Here is a 16641-nt window from a genome sequence, read left to right on the forward strand (position 1 = left end):
CTGCTCACTGATGAGGAACGGTGAACCGCTCCGAAGAAGGGCGGCGCAGCCCGGTCGCGGTGACGGCCGGGGCGACTGTGACGACCCGTCAGGCGCGGCTCGGTGCCGGCTCCGGCTCGGAGAGAGGCGCTGCCGTGCGGCGGGGGAGCAGCAGCGGGGTCGCCAGCAGGAGCACGCCGGCCAGGCCGATGGCCGTACGCGGGCCGAGCAGGCCGCCCAGCACGCCCCAGACGGCCGTCAGGAGCGCGGTCGAGGCCTTGGTCGTCACCGCCCAGGCGGACAGCGTGCGGGCGACCCGATCGGTCGCGGTGCGTTCGAGGCGGTAGGTGGCGTAGACGGGGTTGAAGACCCCGCAGCAGAAGATGAGTCCGAGCTCGACGCCCATCACCAGCAGCAGCCCTCCGGTGCCCGGCCCCAGGAAGGCCAGGCCGACGGGCCAGATCGCGCGCAGGGTCCCGCTCACGACCAGGACCTGGTGCTGCCCGAACCGGGTGACGAGCGGTCGGGCCAGCCGTGAACCGAGCAGCCCGCCGATCGAGGGCGCGGCGAAGGCGAGGCCGTACTGCCACGGCGCGAACCCGAGCCGGCCGAGCATCAGGACGGCCAGCAGCGGCGAGGCAGCCATCACCAGGCCGTTGAACAAGGCGGTGTTGAAGAACAGCGGACGCAGCGTCGCGTCGGCGAGGATGTACCGCCAGCCGTCGAGCAGGTCCCCGGCCCGCATGCGCGCGGCCTCCCGGCGCTCGGGCCGCGGCTCGTGCCCGCCCGTCGCGCGGATGCCCAGGGCCGAGAGCAGGTAGCTGACCGCGTCGGCGACCACCGTCGCCACCGGACCGAGGAGCCCGATCGCCGCGCCGCCCAGCGGCGGTCCGATGATCGTGGTCGTCCAGGCCGTGGACTCGAACCGGGCGTTGGCGACGAGCAGGTCCTCGGCCGGCAGCAGCGTCTTCAGGTACGCGCCCGAGGCGGCGCGGAAGGTGATGTCGGCCGCCGCGACGACGACCGAGACCAGCAGGAGCTGAAGGAAGGTGAGCACGCCGAGCGCGAACGCGGCGGGGATCGTCAGCAGCGCCGCGAACCGCACCAGGTCCGTCGCGATCAGCACCGGCCGCTTGCGGCGGAACTCCACCCACGGGCCGAGCGGCACCGCCACGGCCGCGCCCACCGCGGTCCCCACGGAGGAGAGCGCGGCGACCTCGGCCGGTCCGGCGTGCAGCACCTGGATGGCGATCAGCGGGAACGCGCCGAAGGCGAGCCACGTGCCGAGCGCGCTGGTCCCGTACGCTCCCCAGAGCCACCCGAACCGCCGCCCCAGCCGATGTCCCAGCCGGTGCCCACTCCTCATGCTCGCCGCCCCTCGCCACTCACCCGCACAACCGATCCGCGATCGGAAGCATCAAAGCGAGCACCGTATCCGGGGGTCAAACAACCACAGGGTCGCCTGGCCACAACCAACAGTTGTTCCCGTAGGGTCTCGGCATGGACCTCGACACCGTCCGGACCTTCGTCGCCGCCGCCGACGCGGGGCAGTTCCAGGAGGCCGCCGCCGAGCTGGCGGTCACCCAGCAGGCGGTCTCCAAGCGCATCGCCGCGCTGGAGCGCAACCTCGGCGTGCGGCTGTTCACCCGCACCGCGCGCGGCGCCGAGCTCACCATCGACGGGCAGGCGTTCCTGCCCCACGCGCGCGAGCTGCTGCGCGTCGCCGAGCGCGCGGTCGCGTCCGTACGTACCGGCCGCCGTCCGCTGCGCGTCGACGTGATCGCCTCGCGGGGCGCGGCGTCGGGCCTGATGCGCGGATTCCACCGCGCGTACCCCGAGATCGAGCTCGACGTGGTGTGGCTGTTCGACATCGAGACGGCCGTCGCCGCCATTCGGTCGGGCGCGATCGACGCGTCCTTCCGTGCCGTCGCCGTGCCCGGCCGGCCCCTTCCCGAGGACATCGAGTCCGTCCGGGTGCTCGACGAGCCGCTCCAGCTCCTCACCGGCCCCGCCCACGCGCTGGCGGGTGCCCGGTCGGTGACCGTCGCCCAGCTCGCCGGGCACCGGATCTGGATGCCCGGCATCGTCCCCGGTACCGAGTGGGCCGCCTACTACGACGACCTCGTCGCCGAGTTCGGCCTCACCATCGAGGCGACCGGCCCCAACTTCGGCTCCGACGCGCTCCTCGACACCGTCGCCGACACCCCGGCCCTGGCCACCTTCATGGGCGAGCACACACGCCTCGTCTGGCCCGCCGGCCACGGCCTGCGCCGCATCCCGGTGACCGACCCGACGCCCGTCTACCCGCACTCGCTCCTCTGGCGCCGCGACAACCCCCACCCGGCACTGGCCACCCTCCGCGCCCACCTCGCCGCCACGGCGGCCGGCCACGACGCCGCCGGGACCTGGGTGCCGGACTGGGTGATTCCGCGCTGAAGGCCGCCGCGTCCGCGATCGTCGTGGCCGGTCGAGACCAGAAATCGCAGGCCAGGCCGGTGCCGCTGACGGGCCCGCCAAGGAGACCGGCGCACTGGCCGAGACGACAGCAGCGGCACCGCCGCCAGGTCCCGCACCGGCAGACCGCGTCGTCCTGTGACTGAGCGCTTCAGTTGGCCCTATTAGTGCTTGAGTTGGCCGGATGAGCGTTGTGGTTGACCTGCAGGGTGGCTGTCGGCTCTGTCGCCTGCGTGGGTTTGCTGAAGGTGGTGCTGCGGGCTGGGTGGGGCGCTCGGGTGCGCGTCGTGATGAGGGGTTCGACGACGAGGGGTTGTGCGGCTGCGAGGGCGAGGCAGAGGGCGGCCGTGACGATCCACAGCGGGGCAACGCCTGTGTGTTCGAGCATTTGGGTCGCGGTGATGGGGGCGGCGACGGTGGCGATGCCCCAGCTGATGCCGTACGCGGCGAGGTAGCGATCGGTGCCGCCGGGCGGTGCCAGGTCTGCCACCACGCTCAAGACGCGGCCCATGATGAGGACATCGCCCAGGCTCCAAAGCGCGGTGGCGATCACGAACATGGGCAGGGTGTGCGCCATCGCGTAGCCGGTGAGGCCGATCGCCAGTAGGGCGTAGCCGAGGGCGAGGGCCTGGGGGGCGGGAAGCCCGGCGAGGCCGCGCAGGCGCAGGGTGGGCTGGGCCGCGACGACGGTCAGGGCAGAGGCGGTGAAGAGCAGCCCGGCGTCGGTGGGCTCAAGGCCGCGGCGGTCGAGGGTCAACGGCAGCGCCATCATGATCTGCATGGAGACGAGCGCAAAGACCGTGCCTGAGAGGAACATGGCCCACAGGGCGCGGTCCCGCCACGGGTGGACCGGCTCGTTGCGTTCGCGGTGACGGTCGACCGGCCGGAGAGGGGGGTCGGCGGGCAGCGCGAGGCGGACGATCAGTGCGCAAGCCAGGCAGGTGAGCGCGTCGACGACGAACAGCCAGCGCAGGTCCCACCGGCCCACACTCGCCGCGATCAGCCCGGCACCTGTCCCGGCGACGGCAAGCGCGGCGTTGAGCAGGCTGTATGCGCGCGCCCGCTCGGCGGGGCCGACGGCGTCGGCGATCATCGCTTGGCTCGGGGGCTCGTACAGCTCGAACGCCAGGCCGAGCAGGATCGCGAAGGCCGCCACCCCAGCCAGGGAGCCGGCGGCGGCGATGCCCAGCTGTGCGAGGCCGCAACCAGTCAGGCCGAGCACCATCGTGCGGCGGCGCCCGAGCCGGTGCGCCAGGCAGCCGCCGGCCAGCCGGGACGGGATCGTCGCGAGCCCGAAGGCTGCCGAGATCGCACCGGCCGTCGTAGCGCTCGCACCGTACTCGGTACTGATCAGGACAGTCAGGAACGGCAGAGAGAAAGCGCCGAGCCGATTGATCGCCCGTGCCACCACCAATAGCCATACGGTCCGGGGCATGCCCACCCTCTCGCGTAACTGTCGAATCCGGTAACGTCAGGCACGGAAGCTACCCTCGAAGGAGTGACTGGTCAAATGATGTTCGACAGTCACGTGATGATGCTGCTGGACCACGCCGTATCGCTCGTGAACGCACTCACCGACGGCGAATCGCGCGGCCGCGCGTACACCGCGCCACGCGGAGCCGCGCTGACGGAAGCGGCCGACGCCGCAGTGCCGCATGCCGGGTTGACGGCGTCGTTGCCGCGCAACATCGACGCCGCACAGGCGGAGCGCCTGGCCAGGACGGCACGGTGCATGCGTGAGGTCTTCCAGGCCGTACAGGACGGACGGACGGATGCCGCCGCCGCGGCTGTGAACGGCCTGTTGCGCGACACCAGAGCACGACCGCGGCTCGACCGGGCCGAGGGCGAGCCCTGGCAGCTGCACTTCCACGGCGCCAACGACTCGTTCGCGCAGGGGGTCAGTGCCAGCTGCGCGACCGCGCTGGCCCTCGCGGTCGGCGGTGGCCTCGCGAGTCGGCTGGGCGTGTGTCAGGCCGACCGCTGCGACCGCGCCTACATCGACACCTCCCGCAACGCCGCTCGACAGTTCTGCTCCACCGCCTGCCAGAACCGCACCAAAGCCGCGACGTTCCGCGCCCGCAGGAGCGCCGCTCGCTGACACACCGAACACCAAATGTGGGCATCAACCCACGGGCCAACCCTGGCGCTCATCCGGGCCAACTCAAGCACTGAAGGGTCAACTGAAGCGCTCGGGCACACACGTCCCCGGCGAGCGACCATGCGGCCATTGCATAAAACTTCACTACTCCGTATAGTCATGCCATCGATCAGGAGGAACCGATGGCAATCCGTGCGGCAGTGGCAGGTGCGAGTGGATACGCGGGCGGTGAAGTGCTGCGTCTGCTGCTCGCGCACCCCGGCGTGCGCATCGGGGCACTGACCGGGAATTCCAACGCCGGGCAGCGCCTCGGGGCGCTGCAGCCGCATCTGCCGGCGCTCGCCGACCGGGTGCTGGAGGCCACCACGCCCGACGTGCTCGCCGGGCACGACGTCGTCTTCCTCGCCCTGCCGCACGGACAGTCGGCCGAGGTCGCGGCGCGGCTGGGGGACGACGTCCTGGTCGTCGACTGCGGCGCGGACTTCCGGCTGCGGGACGCGGGGGACTGGGAGCGGTTCTACGGATCCCCGCACGCCGGGACCTGGCCCTACGGGCTGCCCGAGCTGCCCGGCGCGCGGGCCGCGCTGCGCGGGACGAAGCGGATCGCCGTTCCCGGGTGCTATCCGACGGCCGTCTCCCTCGCCCTGTTCCCCGCCTACGCCGCCGGCCTCGCCGAGCCCGAGGCCGTGATCGTCGCCGCGTCCGGCACCTCGGGCGCCGGCAAGGCGGCCAAGCCGCACCTGCTCGGCAGCGAGGTCATGGGCTCCATGAGCCCGTACGGCGTCGGCGGCGGCCACCGGCACACCCCCGAGATGATCCAGAACCTCTCCGCCGTCGCGGGCGAGCCCGTCACCGTCTCGTTCACGCCCACCCTCGCGCCCATGCCCCGCGGCATCCTCGCCACGTGCAGCGCCAAGGCCCGGCCGGGAGCCGGCCCGGAGGCGGTGCGGGCCGCGTACGAGAAGGCGTTCGCGGACGAGCCGTTCGTCCGCCTGCTGCCCGAGGGGCAGTGGCCGGCCACCGGGTCCGTCCACGGCTCGAACACCGCACTGGTCCAGGTCGCCCTCGACGAGGCCGCCGGCCGGATCGTCGCCGTCAGCGCCATCGACAACCTCGCCAAGGGCACCGCCGGCGGCGCGGTGCAGAGCATGAACATCGCCCTCGGCCTCCCCGAGGAGCTGGGCCTGCCCGCCAACGGAGTGGCGCCGTGAGGGCCAGGACCGTACGCCGGATCCTCGCGACCGCCCTCGCACGGCTGATGCCGTGCGTCACCGCCCAGCACACCACGACCGAGCCAGCCGACGAGGAGTCGCAGTGAGCGTCACCGCAGCAAAGGGATTCACCGCGGCCGGCATCGCCGCCGGGATCAAGGAGAGCGGCAAGCCCGACCTCGCCCTCGTGGTCAACGAGGGCCCCCGCCTGGCCGCCGCCGGCGTCTTCACCTCCAACCGTGTCAAGGCTGCGCCCGTCCTGTGGTCCGAGCAGGTGCTCAAGGGCGGGCAGGTCTCGGCGGTCGTCCTCAACTCCGGTGGCGCCAACGCCTGCACCGGGCCGCTGGGCTTCCAGGACACCCACGCCACCGCCGAGAAGGCCGCCGAGGTCCTCGGCGGCAGCGCCGGGGAGATCGCCATCGCCTCCACCGGCCTGATCGGCGTCCGGCTGCCGATGGACAGCCTGCTGCCCGGCATAGGGAAGGCCGCCGCCGAACTCTCCGCGCACGGCGGCGAGAAGGCCGCCATCGCCATCAAGACCACCGACACCGTCCACAAGACCGCCGTGGCCGAGGGCGAGGGCTGGGTCGTGGGCGGCATGGCGAAGGGCGCGGGCATGCTCGCCCCCGGGCTGGCCACCATGCTCGTCGTCCTCACGACCGACGCCGACCTCGACGCCCCCGCGCTCGACCGGGCGCTGCGCGACGCCACCCGCACGACCTTCGACCGGGTCGACTCCGACGGCTGCATGTCCACCAACGACACGGTCCTGCTGCTCGCCTCCGGCGCCTCCGGCGTCACCCCCGCCGCCGACGCCTTCGCCGAGGTGGTACGGACCGTCTGCGACGACCTCGCCCGCCAGCTCATCGGCGACGCCGAGGGCGCCTCCAAGGACATCCGCATCGAGGTGATCAACGCGGCGACCGAGGACGACGCCGTCGAGGTGGGCCGCTCCCTGGCCCGTAACAACCTCCTCAAGTGCGCCATCCACGGCGAGGACCCCAACTGGGGCCGGGTCCTGTCGGCCATCGGCACGACCTCCGCCGCCTTCGACCCCGACCGGCTCAACGTGGCCATCAACGACGTGTGGGTCTGCCGGAACGGCTCCATCGGGGACGACCGCGACCTCGTCGACATGCGGTACCGGGAGGTCCGTATCACCGCCGACCTGGCCGAGGGCACCGAGTCCGCGGTCATCTGGGCCAACGACCTCACCGCCGACTACGTCCACGAGAACAGCGCGTACTCCTCATGACCCTCACCAGTGCCACGAGCACCACCCGCAAGCACACCGCCCTGCCCAAGGCCCGGACCCTCATCGAGGCGCTGCCCTGGCTGACGCGGCATCACGGGAAGACCGTGGTCATCAAGTTCGGCGGCAACGCCATGGTCGACGAGGAGCTGAAGTCCGCCTTCGCGCAGGACGTCGTCTTCCTGCGGCACGCCGGCCTGCGCCCGGTCGTCGTGCACGGCGGCGGACCGCAGATCAGCGCCCAGCTCGACCGGATGGGCCTGGTGTCGGAGTTCAAGGCGGGGCTGCGGGTGACGACCCCGGAGGCCATGGAGGTCGTCCGGATGGTCCTCGCCGGCCAGGTGCAGCGCGAGCTCGTCGGGCTGCTCAACCGGCACGGGCCGCTCGCCGTCGGCATGACCGGCGAGGACGCCCACACCATGACCGCGACCCGGCACCACGCCGAGATCGACGGCGAGCGCGTGGACCTCGGCCGGGTCGGTGAGATCGCCGCCGTGGACACCGGCGCGATCCAGGCCCTGCTGGACGACGGCCGGATCCCGGTGATCTCCTCCATCGCCCGCAGCGCCGACGGCTCGGAGGACGGCTGCGACGTCTACAACGTCAACGCCGACACCGCCGCCGCCGCGCTCGCCGCGGCCCTCGGCGCCGAGACGCTGATGGTCCTCACCGACGTCGAGGGCCTGTACGAGGACTGGCCGCACAGCGACGAGGTCATCAGCCGGCTCACGGCGAGCGAGCTGGAGCGGTTGCTGCCCGAGCTGGCCAGTGGGATGGTCCCCAAGATGGAGGGCTGCCTGCACGCCGTGCGCAACGGCGTCACCACCGCCCGAGTGATCGACGGGCGGGTCCAGCACTCCATCCTGCTGGAGATCTTCACGGATGAGGGCATCGGCACGATGGTCGTGCCGGACGAGGCCGTTCCGGACGCCGCCGGCACCACCGACGACAAGGGGGACACACCATGAGCACCGACAACACCTCCCTCACCCGGCGCTGGCAGGGCGCCCTGATGGACAACTACGGCACCCCCCGCCTCCCCCTCGTCCGGGGCGCCGGCAGCACCGTGTGGGACGCCGACGGCAACGCCTACCTCGACCTCGTCGGCGGCATCGCCGTCAACGCCCTCGGCCACGCCCACCCGGCGGTCGTCAAGGCCGTGTCGGAGCAGGTCGCCACGCTCGGCCACGTCTCCAACCTCTTCGTCGCGGAGCCCACGGTCGCCCTCGCCGAGCGCCTGCTCGGCCTCGCCGGGCGGCCCGGCCGCGTCTACTTCTCCAACTCCGGTGCGGAGGCCGTCGAGGCGGCCTTCAAGATCGGACGGCGTACGGGACGGCCGCACATGGTGACCGCCGCCGGCGGCTTCCACGGCCGCACCATGGGCGCCCTCGCCCTCACCGGTCAGCCGGCCAAGCAGGACCCGTTCCGCCCCCTGCCCGGGGATGTCACCCACGTGTCCTACGGGGACGTCGAGGCGCTCCGTGCCGCGGTGACCACCGACACCGCGCTGCTCGTCCTGGAGCCCGTGCAGGGCGAGGCGGGCGTCATCGTGCCGCCGCCGGGCTATCTGGCGGCCGCCCGCGAGATCACCCGGGCCACCGGAACGCTCCTGGTCCTGGACGAGATCCAGACAGGTATCGGCCGTACCGGGCACTGGTTCGAGCACCACGCCCAGGGCGTCGAGCCCGATGTCGTCACCCTCGCCAAGGGGCTGGGCGGCGGGCTCCCGATCGGTGCGACGCTGGCCTTCGGCGCGGCCGCCGACCTGCTGACACCCGGTCAGCACGGCTCGACCTTCGGTGGCAACCCCGTCGCCTGTGCCGCCGCGCTGGCCGTTCTGGACACCCTCGAAGCCGAGGAAATCCCCACCGCCGTACGGCACAAGGGCGAGCGGCTGCGTGACGGGATCGCCGCGCTCGGCCACCCCCTCGTCGACCGCGTCCGTGGTGCGGGCCTGCTGCTGGGTATTGTCCTTTCCAAGCCCCTCGCACCGAAGGTCCAGCAAACGGCACAGGACGCGGGTCTCCTGGTGAACGCGGTCGCACCCGACGTGGTGCGGCTGGCTCCTCCGCTGATCATCACCGAAGATGAGGTGGAAACGTTCCTCCAGGCGCTGCCCGGCGTCCTGGACAGTGCCGTCGCTGCCGGCGTGGGGACGTAGCGGCCGACGGGGCCACGGGGAACGACGAAGCGGAGACTGACGAGACGATGACCGAGGCGCAGGAGCCCGAGCCGATCCACGGCGGACAGGCCGTACCGCAGACCCGTACCGCCCGCCACCGCAGGATCGTGGACATCCTCAGCCGCCAGCCGGTGCGGTCGCAGAGCCAGCTCGCCAAGCTGCTCGCCGACGACGGGCTCTCCGTCACCCAGGCGACGCTCTCCCGCGACCTCGACGAACTGGGCGCGGTCAAGATCCGCAACACCGGCGGCGAGCTGATCTACGCGGTGCCCTCCGAGGGCGGCGACCGCACGCCCCGGGCGCCGCTGGGGGAGTCGGCGACCGAGGCCCGCATGGGCCGCCTCGCGGGCGAGCTGCTGATCTCGGCGGAGGCGTCCGCCAACCTGGTGGTGCTGCGCACCCCGCCGGGCGCCGCCCAGTTCTTCGCCTCGGCGATCGACCAGGCCGGTGTCCACGAGATCATCGGCACCATCGCGGGCGACGACACCGTCATGCTCATCAGCCGCGATCCCAAGGGCGGTCAGGCCCTGGCCGACCACCTGCTGAGGCTGGCTCAGAAGGAACGCTGAGCTCTGCCGCCGCCGCCCGCCGCCGTGCCACTGTGGACCTGGGTGTCCGGCGGCAGGGAGGGTGTCGATGCTGGCAGTACGCGCGCGATCGCTTTTCGACGGAGTCTGTCCCGACCGGGTCGACCGGCCGCTGATACTGATCGACGGAGGGCGGATCGTCGCCGTCCGCTCCGGCGGTGAACCACCGGCCCACGCCACGGTGGCCGACCTGGGCGACGCGACACTGCTGCCCGGCTTCGTCGACACCCACGTCCATCTCGCCTTCGACGCGAGCGACGACGTCGTCGGCCGGCTGCGGCGGGCCGACGACGAGGAACTGCTGGAGCGCATGCGGACGGCGGGCCGGGCGGCCCTGGCGGCGGGCGTGACGACCGTACGGGACCTGGGCGACCGCGGCTATCTCGCGCTGCGGCTGCGCGAGGAGACCGAGAAGGACCCCGCCGCCGGCCCGCGGATCCTCGCCGCCGGCCCCCCGATCACCACGCAGGGCGGCCACTGCTGGTTCCTCGGCGGGGTGGCCGAAGGCGTCGAGGGCGTACGGGCGGCCGTGCGCGAGCGGGCCGCGCGCGGCGTCGACGTGGTCAAGGTGATGGTGACCGGCGGCGACCTGACCGCCGGCTCGGATCCGTACCGGCCGCAGTACGGGGCCGCCGAACTGCGCGCCGCCGTGCGCGAGGCCCACCGCCACGAACTGCCGATCACCGCGCACGCCCACGCGGCCACCGGGATCGCCGACGCCGTCGCCGCCGGCTTCGACTCCGTCGAGCACTGCTTCTTCCTCACCGACGCCGACGGCGGCGTCGACTACGACCGCCGTGTCGTCGACGAGATGGTCCGCGCGGGCGTGGTCGCCTCCCTGACGCTCGGGGCCCTGCCCGGCGGCCCGCCGCCCCCGCCGCACATCGCCCGGCGCCGCGCCGGCCTGGTCGCCGGGCTGGCGACGATGCGGCAGGCGGGCGTGACCATGGCCTGCGGCAGCGACGCGGGCGTCTTCCCCGCCAAGCCGCACGGCGGCTTCCCGTACAGCGTCACCGCGATGGTGGAGATGGGCTTCACCCCACTGGAGGCGCTGCGCGCCGCGACCTCCACGGCGGCGCGGCTGTGCGGCGTCGCCGGACACAAGGGCTGCATCGCCCCCGGCTACGACGCGGACCTGGTGGCCCTGGCCGGCGATCCCTTCACCGACGTCGAGGCCGTGCACGCGGTGACGGCGGTCTTCCGGGCGGGGGAGCGGGTGGGCTGAGCGCGCCGACCGGGGCCGGGCGGTCGGGTCAGGAGGCGGTGCGTTCGACGGCGTCCGTGACGACGGCCCGCAGATCGCCCGTGCGCGTGAACGTCTCGCGCTGCCGTCCGGCACCACCGCCCCGGGCGAGCAGCCGGTCCAGCGACTCCCGCACCAGCTCCAGGTCCCCGGCGTCCGCGAGAGCCTCGTGGACGTGGGCCGACAGCGCCTTCACCACCGTCTCCGCCGGGGCGGGCACCCACGTCAGCGGATGGACGAGGTGGTCCGAGACCCCGGACTTCGCCGCCCGCCAGGTCGCCAGCCGCAGCAGCCCCACGGTGGCCGGCGCCGGCGGCTCCCCGGCCCGCCGGGCACGGGCCGCCGTCTCCACCAGCGCCCTGGTGAGCGCCGCGATCAGCACCGTGTCGTCGGCGTCCAGGCACACGTCCGCCACCCGGATCTCCACGGTGGGGTAGTTGCGCGACAGCCGCGCGTCGAAATAGATCATGCCCTGGTCGAGGAGGGTCTCCGTCGCCAGGAGCGTACCCACCCGCTCGTGGTAGGCCTCGGCCGACCCGAACACCTCCACCGGGCCCGCCGAGGGCCAACGCCCCCAGACCAGGCTGCGGTAACTGTCGTAGCCGCTGTCGTTCCCCTGCCAGAAGGGGGAGTTGGCGCTGAGGGCCAGCAAGGGGGCCAGCCACGGCCGGATCCGGTCCAGGACCGCGACCCCCTCCTCGTCCGACTCGACGGCCACATGGACGTGACAGCCGCACGTCAGCTGCTCCTGTGCGGTGAGCCCGAACTCCGCCGCCAGCTTCCGGTAGCGCCGTCCCGAGCTCAGCGAGGGGTCGACGGGCAGCGGTGACGTGGCCAGCGCCGCGACCTCCGCCCCGGCACGCCGCGCCTGCTCGGCGGCCGTGCGCCGGCCGCCACGCACCTCCGCGGCAAGATCCGACATAGCCGTCGTCGGCCGGGTGGCGGTCTCCAGCTGTTCGCGTTGCAGTTCCTTCTCCAGCACCGCCTCGGCCCCGGCATCGGCCCGGGCCAGCACCGTCCCCGCGACCGCCCGGGGATCCCGGGTGTCCGGGTCCACGAGGAGCAGTTCCTCTTCCACACCGACGCTGCGCATTGCCGCCGCTCCTTTCACGGATCCCGCTGGAGATGCGCGTGCCCGCACTCGCCGCGAATACTCCGGCGCACGCACCGCATGGCACTGGTGGCCGTCGACACCGGGCGGTCGGTGCCGGGGGTGATGCCGCCCACCGACGTCGTCGCCCACCCCGGCCTGGCGGTCGTCCGCTTCCACGGCCGCTCGGCGGCATGGGGGACGGGCAGCAAGGAGGACCGCTTCCGTCACCGCTACACGGCCTCGCCGCCACGCGGGACGGCGCACGTGCTGTTCAACAACTGCTGCGCCGGCGCGGCGGTCGACTCCGCCGCGACGATGCGGCAACTGCTCACGGAGGTGTGAGCCGACTTATAAGGCGCACGGCGCTAGATGTGCGCCGTTGAGTTGCTGGTTACGCCTGCCCTGAAGGGTGGACGGTGCGGTTTTGGTGGAGGAGCGTTGCTCCATGCGTAAAAGCGCCCGCTGGGTTATAGCACGCTTCAAGAGACTTCCTTGGCCCGGGAAGCTTGTGGCCCTCACCGTTGCCGCCGTGGCCGGCTACTTCCTCGGCCAGTTCCTCATCGTCCTGGTCATTGGCCTGGTGGCCCTTGCCATCACCACGGTTGCGATCGTTCTGCTACCGGTTCTTGGCTTCCTTGGTCTTGCTGGTGCCGACAAGCGGAGCAGCCGGCAGTCGGATGATCAGTGGTACGAGGAGAACGACCCGCGGCGGGACGAGCGGACTCATGCTGGCGATCTGCCCCACTTCTGACAGTGCAGGCCGCCCTGCCATCGCTTTGAGCCAAGCGGCCTGCCGACAAGATCGCCCGCGGGTACGACGAAGGCCCTGCCTCCAGTCATGGAGACAGGGCCTCTGAGCTGGGCATATGTCCTGCTCATCCTGTCGGGACGGCGGGATTTGAACCCACGACCCCTTGACCCCCAGTCAAGTGCGCTACCAAGCTGCGCCACGTCCCGGTGCGACGTTCCCTCCGGGCGGTTCTTCCCGGTGGGGCGTGCAGAAAGAAAATATCCTGTTCCGCGCTTTGATCCAAATCGGGGTGCCGGTGGGGGTCAGCTGCGGCGCTTGAAGCTGTCGGTGGGGATGTCGACCGACCGCCCGTCCGGAAGGCGGAGGGGGATGGTGTCGCCGTACTTGTACAGCTCTCGCGAGGAGTAAGTGTCGTCCCGGGGGGTGGTGAGCAGGGTGCACTGGCCGAGGAACGGGTCGATGGTGAGGTAGACGGGGACGCCGAAGTGAGCGTACTGCCGCACCTTGATCGCGTAGTCGTTCTTGTCGTTCTTCGACGAGACGATCTCGATGGCGGCCAGGAGGTCCTCGTATGTGAACGGATCCATGGCGTCGTCCTCGACGATGGACACATCCGGACAGCGCTGCGGTTCTCCGGGAAACTCGAACTGCACGTCGGAGAACACGCGATCCCTGCGGATGCCGGCTGCCAGGGCGGAATCGCGCACGTCGAAGATGGTCAGGCTCTGGACGCTGCTCTGCGGCGTCATGATGATGCGGTCCCCCACTGCTTCGATCTTGAAGCCATCCACCACCGCCGCGATGCGCTCGATGGCGTTCCGCAAAAGATCGGTCCGGGCGGTCATGGTCAACACAGCCTCCCCCTACTCGGGCTCATCGATAGTCGCATCGTAGACCGCCCCGCCGACGTCCACTCCTGATTGATTCACCCCCACGAGCTATTGACGAAACATACGGATCAGTGCATAGTTATGCCTACCACCGAATGCACAACCCGTAAGGAGAACCCCGTGACCGAGCGCGTCGTACTCGCCTACTCCGGCGGTCTGGACACCTCCGTCGCCATCGGCTGGATCGCCGAGGAGACGGGCGCCGAGGTCATCGCCGTTGCCGTGGACGTCGGCCAGGGCGGCGAGGACCTGGACGTCATCCGCAAGCGCGCGCTCGCCTGCGGGGCGGTCGAGGCGGAGGTCGCGGACGCCAAGGACGAGTTCGCCGAGGAGTACTGCCTCCCGGCGATCAAGGCCAACGCCCTCTACATGGACCGGTACCCCCTGGTCTCCGCCCTCTCCCGGCCGACGATCGTCAAGCACCTCGTCGCCGCCGCCAAGAAGCACGGCGCGACCACCGTCGCCCACGGCTGCACCGGCAAGGGCAACGACCAGGTCCGCTTCGAGGCCGGCATCTCCTCGCTCGCGCCGGAGCTCACCTGCATCGCCCCGGTCCGTGACTACGCCATGACCCGGGACAAGGCCATCGCCTTCTGCGAGGCCAAGAACCTCCCGATCGCGACCACCAAGAAGTCGCCGTACTCCATCGACCAGAACGTCTTCGGGCGGGCCGTGGAGACCGGCTTCCTGGAGGACATCTGGAACGCCCCGATCGAGGACGTCTACGACTACACCGCGAACCCGGCCGCCCCCCGGGAGGCCGACGAGGTGATCATCAGCTTCGAGCAGGGCGTCCCGGTCGCCATCGACGGCAAGCCCGTCACCGTGCTCCAGGCCATCCAGCAGCTCAACGACCGGGCCGGTGCCCAGGGTGTCGGCCGGCTCGACATGGTCGAGGACCGGCTGGTCGGCATCAAGTCCCGGGAGATCTACGAGGCGCCCGGCGCGATCGCGCTGATCACCGCCCACCAGGAGCTGGAGGCCGTCACCGTCGAGCGCGAGCTGGCCCGCTACAAGCGGCAGGTCGAGCAGCGGTGGGCCGAGCTGGTCTACGACGGCCTGTGGTTCTCCCCGCTCAAGCGGGCCCTGGACGGCTTCATCGCCGAGGCCAACGAGCACGTCACCGGCGACATCCGGATGACCCTGCACGGCGGCCGCGCCGTGGTCACGGGCCGGAAGTCCCAGAAGTCGCTGTACGACTTCAACCTCGCCACCTACGACACCGGCGACACCTTCGACCAGTCCATGTCGAAGGGGTTCATCGAGATCTTCGGCCTGTCGAGCAAGATCGCCGCGAAGCGGGACCTCGCGCAGTAGCCCGCGGCTCGTACCGACGGCAGACACCCCCCGGCGGCGCCCCGCGCCGCCGCAGACGAGGAGCACACCGAGGATGACCACCGGATCGCAGGCCCCCGCCGGCGGCGTACGGCTGTGGGGCGGCCGGTTCGCCGACGGGCCGGCCGAGGCGCTCGCCAAGCTCTCCGCCTCCGTCCACTTCGACTGGCGGCTGGCCCCGTACGACATCGCCGGCTCCCGCGCCCACGCCCGCGTCCTGCGCAAGGCCGGGCTGCTCACCGACGACGAGCTGCGCCGGATGGCCGAGGGCCTGGACCTGCTGGAGGCCGACGTCACGGCCGGGACCTTCGTCGGCACCATCGCCGACGAGGACGTGCACACCGCGCTGGAGCGCGGCCTGCTGGAGCGGCTCGGCCCGGAGCTCGGCGGCAAGCTGCGCGCCGGCCGGTCCCGCAACGACCAGGTCGCCACGCTCTTCCGGATGTACCTGCGCGACCACGCCCGCGTCATCGGCGCGCTGGTCGCCGACCTCCAGGAGGCCCTGGTCGGCCTGGCGGAGGCGCACGCGGACGTGGCCATGCCCGGCCGTACGCACCTCCAGCACGCCCAGCCGGTGCTCTTCGCCCACCACGTCCTGGCCCATGTGCAGGCCCTCGGCCGGGACGCCGAGCGGCTCCGGCAGTGGGACGATCGCACGGCCGTGTCGCCGTACGGCTCGGGCGCCCTCGCCGGCTCCTCCCTCGGGCTGGACCCGGAGGCGGTCGCCGCCGACCTCGGCTTCGAGCGCGGCTCGGTGGGCAACTCCATCGACGGGACGGCCTCGCGGGACTTCGTCGCGGAGTTCGCCTTCATCACGGCGATGATCGGTGTCGACCTCTCGCGGATCGCCGAGGAGGTCATCATCTGGAACACGAAGGAGTTCTCCTTCGTCACCCTCCACGACGCCTTCTCCACCGGCTCCTCGATCATGCCGCAGAAGAAGAACCCGGACATCGCCGAGCTGGCGCGCGGCAAGTCCGGGCGTCTGATCGGCAACCTCACCGGCCTGCTGGCGACGCTCAAGGCGCTGCCGCTCGCCTACAACCGCGACCTCCAGGAGGACAAGGAGCCGGTCTTCGACTCCTGCGACCAGCTGGAGGTCCTCCTCCCGGCGTTCACGGGGATGATGGCGACCCTCACCGTCAACCGCGCCCGAATGGAGGAACTGGCCCCCGCCGGTTTCTCGCTGGCCACCGACATCGCCGAGTGGCTGGTCAGGCAGGGCGTGCCGTTCCGTGTGGCGCACGAGGTCGCGGGGGAGTGCGTCAAGGAGTGCGAGGCGCGGGACATCGAGCTCGACCAGCTCACCGACGAGCAGTTCGCCGCCATCTCGCCGCACCTGACGCCCGAGGTCCGCGGCGTGCTGAACGTCCCCGGAGCCCTCGCCTCGCGCAGCGGGCGCGGCGGTACGGCCCCGTCGGCGGTCGCCGTCCAGCTGGCCGAGGTCAAGGCCGACCTCGCGGTGCAGCGGGAATGGGCGGACGCCAAGCGGCACTGAGCCGCGAAGCCCTGCGACATGAGACGCCGAACACCCGAGTGAGACAACAGTGTCTCACTCGGGTTATC

At 71.8% G+C, this 16641-nt stretch carries 16 protein-coding genes and 1 tRNA gene; 12 read left to right on the plus strand and 5 right to left on the minus strand.

The features are described 5' to 3' along the window. Nucleotides 1-88 precede the first annotated feature (88 nt). Nucleotides 89-1345: an MFS transporter gene (locus J7E86_RS16640; protein ID WP_215082470.1), complete on the minus strand. Its 1257-nt coding sequence runs from the start codon at nucleotides 1343-1345 to the stop codon at nucleotides 89-91. Between the two features lie 134 nt (nucleotides 1346-1479). Between J7E86_RS16640 and J7E86_RS16645 the strand changes: the two genes are divergently transcribed. Beyond that, nucleotides 1480-2415, plus strand: coding sequence for a LysR family transcriptional regulator (locus tag J7E86_RS16645; RefSeq protein ID WP_215082471.1), 936 nt, complete (start codon nucleotides 1480-1482; stop codon nucleotides 2413-2415). A gap of 169 nt (nucleotides 2416-2584) precedes the next feature. Here the strand turns inward: J7E86_RS16645 and J7E86_RS16650 are convergent, their stop codons facing one another. After that, on the minus strand, nucleotides 2585-3868 hold the full coding sequence (locus tag J7E86_RS16650) for an MFS transporter (protein WP_215082472.1): 1284 nt from the start codon (nucleotides 3866-3868) through the stop codon (nucleotides 2585-2587). A gap of 75 nt (nucleotides 3869-3943) precedes the next feature. On the opposite strand from J7E86_RS16650, the gene J7E86_RS16655 reads away from it, so the two are divergent. The 7 genes from J7E86_RS16655 to J7E86_RS16685 all read left to right on the plus strand — a co-directional run bounded on the left by J7E86_RS16655 (nucleotide 3944) and on the right by J7E86_RS16685 (nucleotide 10988). Beyond that, nucleotides 3944-4531 (plus strand): CGNR zinc finger domain-containing protein, encoded by a 588-nt coding sequence (locus tag J7E86_RS16655; RefSeq protein WP_251019244.1) that lies wholly within the window; start codon nucleotides 3944-3946, stop codon nucleotides 4529-4531. A gap of 182 nt (nucleotides 4532-4713) precedes the next feature. Then, entirely contained in the window at nucleotides 4714-5742 is a 1029-nt protein-coding gene (gene argC / locus J7E86_RS16660; protein WP_215082473.1) for an N-acetyl-gamma-glutamyl-phosphate reductase, read from the plus strand. Between the two features lie 103 nt (nucleotides 5743-5845). Continuing rightward, the gene (gene argJ, locus J7E86_RS16665) at nucleotides 5846-6997 is read left to right on the plus strand and encodes a bifunctional glutamate N-acetyltransferase/amino-acid acetyltransferase ArgJ (protein ID WP_215082474.1); all 1152 of its coding nucleotides are present in this window, start codon (nucleotides 5846-5848) and stop codon (nucleotides 6995-6997) included. Continuing rightward, on the plus strand, nucleotides 6994-7962 hold the full coding sequence (argB, locus tag J7E86_RS16670) for an acetylglutamate kinase (RefSeq protein ID WP_215082475.1): 969 nt from the start codon (nucleotides 6994-6996) through the stop codon (nucleotides 7960-7962). The genes argJ and argB overlap by 4 nt, the downstream gene beginning before the upstream one ends. Next, nucleotides 7959-9155 carry an acetylornithine transaminase gene (locus tag J7E86_RS16675; RefSeq protein ID WP_215082476.1) on the plus strand — a complete coding sequence of 399 codons (1197 nt, stop codon included), beginning with the start codon at nucleotides 7959-7961 and terminating at the stop codon, nucleotides 9153-9155. Before argB ends, J7E86_RS16675 begins: the two co-directional genes overlap by 4 nt. Nucleotides 9156-9202: 47 nt before the next feature. Continuing rightward, complete coding sequence (locus tag J7E86_RS16680; RefSeq protein ID WP_215082477.1) at nucleotides 9203-9745, plus strand: arginine repressor; 543 nt, start codon at nucleotides 9203-9205, stop codon at nucleotides 9743-9745. 67 nt (nucleotides 9746-9812) lie between these two features. Further along, nucleotides 9813-10988 carry an amidohydrolase family protein gene (locus tag J7E86_RS16685; RefSeq protein WP_215082478.1) on the plus strand — a complete coding sequence of 392 codons (1176 nt, stop codon included), beginning with the start codon at nucleotides 9813-9815 and terminating at the stop codon, nucleotides 10986-10988. Nucleotides 10989-11016: 28 nt separating this feature from the next. Here J7E86_RS16685 and J7E86_RS16690 read toward each other — a convergent pair whose 3' ends face one another. After that, nucleotides 11017-12099 carry a glutamate--cysteine ligase gene (locus J7E86_RS16690; RefSeq protein ID WP_215082479.1) on the minus strand — a complete coding sequence of 361 codons (1083 nt, stop codon included), beginning with the start codon at nucleotides 12097-12099 and terminating at the stop codon, nucleotides 11017-11019. A 78-nt stretch (nucleotides 12100-12177) separates the two neighbouring features. Here J7E86_RS16690 and J7E86_RS16695 point away from each other — a divergent pair, with 78 nt between their 5' ends. Together J7E86_RS16695 and J7E86_RS16700 are read left to right on the plus strand one after the other, a co-directional pair. Next, entirely contained in the window at nucleotides 12178-12441 is a 264-nt protein-coding gene (locus J7E86_RS16695) for a DUF72 domain-containing protein (protein WP_215082480.1), read from the plus strand. 187 nt (nucleotides 12442-12628) lie between these two features. Then, the gene (locus J7E86_RS16700; protein WP_215082481.1) at nucleotides 12629-12850 is read left to right on the plus strand and encodes a hypothetical protein; all 222 of its coding nucleotides are present in this window, start codon (nucleotides 12629-12631) and stop codon (nucleotides 12848-12850) included. A gap of 132 nt (nucleotides 12851-12982) precedes the next feature. Here J7E86_RS16700 and J7E86_RS16705 read toward each other — a convergent pair. Together J7E86_RS16705 and J7E86_RS16710 are read right to left on the minus strand one after the other, a co-directional pair. Continuing rightward, nucleotides 12983-13056: transfer RNA gene (locus J7E86_RS16705), tRNA-Pro, on the minus strand. Between the two features lie 96 nt (nucleotides 13057-13152). Further along, nucleotides 13153-13695: a Uma2 family endonuclease gene (locus J7E86_RS16710; RefSeq protein WP_215082482.1), complete on the minus strand. Its 543-nt coding sequence runs from the start codon at nucleotides 13693-13695 to the stop codon at nucleotides 13153-13155. A gap of 165 nt (nucleotides 13696-13860) precedes the next feature. On the opposite strand from J7E86_RS16710, the gene J7E86_RS16715 reads away from it, so the two are divergent. Together J7E86_RS16715 and argH are read left to right on the plus strand one after the other, a co-directional pair. Further along, entirely contained in the window at nucleotides 13861-15057 is a 1197-nt protein-coding gene (locus J7E86_RS16715) for an argininosuccinate synthase (protein ID WP_215082483.1), read from the plus strand. Nucleotides 15058-15130: 73 nt separating this feature from the next. Further along, complete coding sequence (gene argH / locus J7E86_RS16720; protein WP_215082484.1) at nucleotides 15131-16573, plus strand: argininosuccinate lyase; 1443 nt, start codon at nucleotides 15131-15133, stop codon at nucleotides 16571-16573. Nucleotides 16574-16641 lie beyond the last annotated feature (68 nt).

Origin of the sequence: Streptomyces sp. ISL-11 (genome assembly GCF_018614525.1) — a bacterium.
Taxonomy (GTDB): Bacteria; Actinomycetota; Actinomycetes; order Streptomycetales; family Streptomycetaceae; genus Streptomyces.

Coding starts and splice junctions, on each gene's coding strand:
- J7E86_RS16685 (WP_215082478.1), top strand. CDS start 9,813: ATGCTGGCAGTACGCGCGCGATCGCTTTTCGACGGAGTCTGTCCCGAC.
- J7E86_RS16695 (WP_215082480.1), top strand. CDS start 12,178: ATGGCACTGGTGGCCGTCGACACCGGGCGGTCGGTGCCGGGGGTGATG.
- J7E86_RS16680 (WP_215082477.1), top strand. CDS start 9,203: ATGACCGAGGCGCAGGAGCCCGAGCCGATCCACGGCGGACAGGCCGTA.
- J7E86_RS16675 (WP_215082476.1), top strand. CDS start 7,959: ATGAGCACCGACAACACCTCCCTCACCCGGCGCTGGCAGGGCGCCCTG.
- J7E86_RS16640 (WP_215082470.1), bottom strand. CDS start 1,345: ATGAGGAGTGGGCACCGGCTGGGACATCGGCTGGGGCGGCGGTTCGGG.
- J7E86_RS16645 (WP_215082471.1), top strand. CDS start 1,480: ATGGACCTCGACACCGTCCGGACCTTCGTCGCCGCCGCCGACGCGGGG.
- J7E86_RS16710 (WP_215082482.1), bottom strand. CDS start 13,695: ATGACCGCCCGGACCGATCTTTTGCGGAACGCCATCGAGCGCATCGCG.
- argB (WP_215082475.1), top strand. CDS start 6,994: ATGACCCTCACCAGTGCCACGAGCACCACCCGCAAGCACACCGCCCTG.
- J7E86_RS16650 (WP_215082472.1), bottom strand. CDS start 3,868: ATGCCCCGGACCGTATGGCTATTGGTGGTGGCACGGGCGATCAATCGG.
- argC (WP_215082473.1), top strand. CDS start 4,714: ATGGCAATCCGTGCGGCAGTGGCAGGTGCGAGTGGATACGCGGGCGGT.
- J7E86_RS16690 (WP_215082479.1), bottom strand. CDS start 12,099: ATGCGCAGCGTCGGTGTGGAAGAGGAACTGCTCCTCGTGGACCCGGAC.
- argH (WP_215082484.1), top strand. CDS start 15,131: ATGACCACCGGATCGCAGGCCCCCGCCGGCGGCGTACGGCTGTGGGGC.
- J7E86_RS16655 (WP_251019244.1), top strand. CDS start 3,944: ATGATGTTCGACAGTCACGTGATGATGCTGCTGGACCACGCCGTATCG.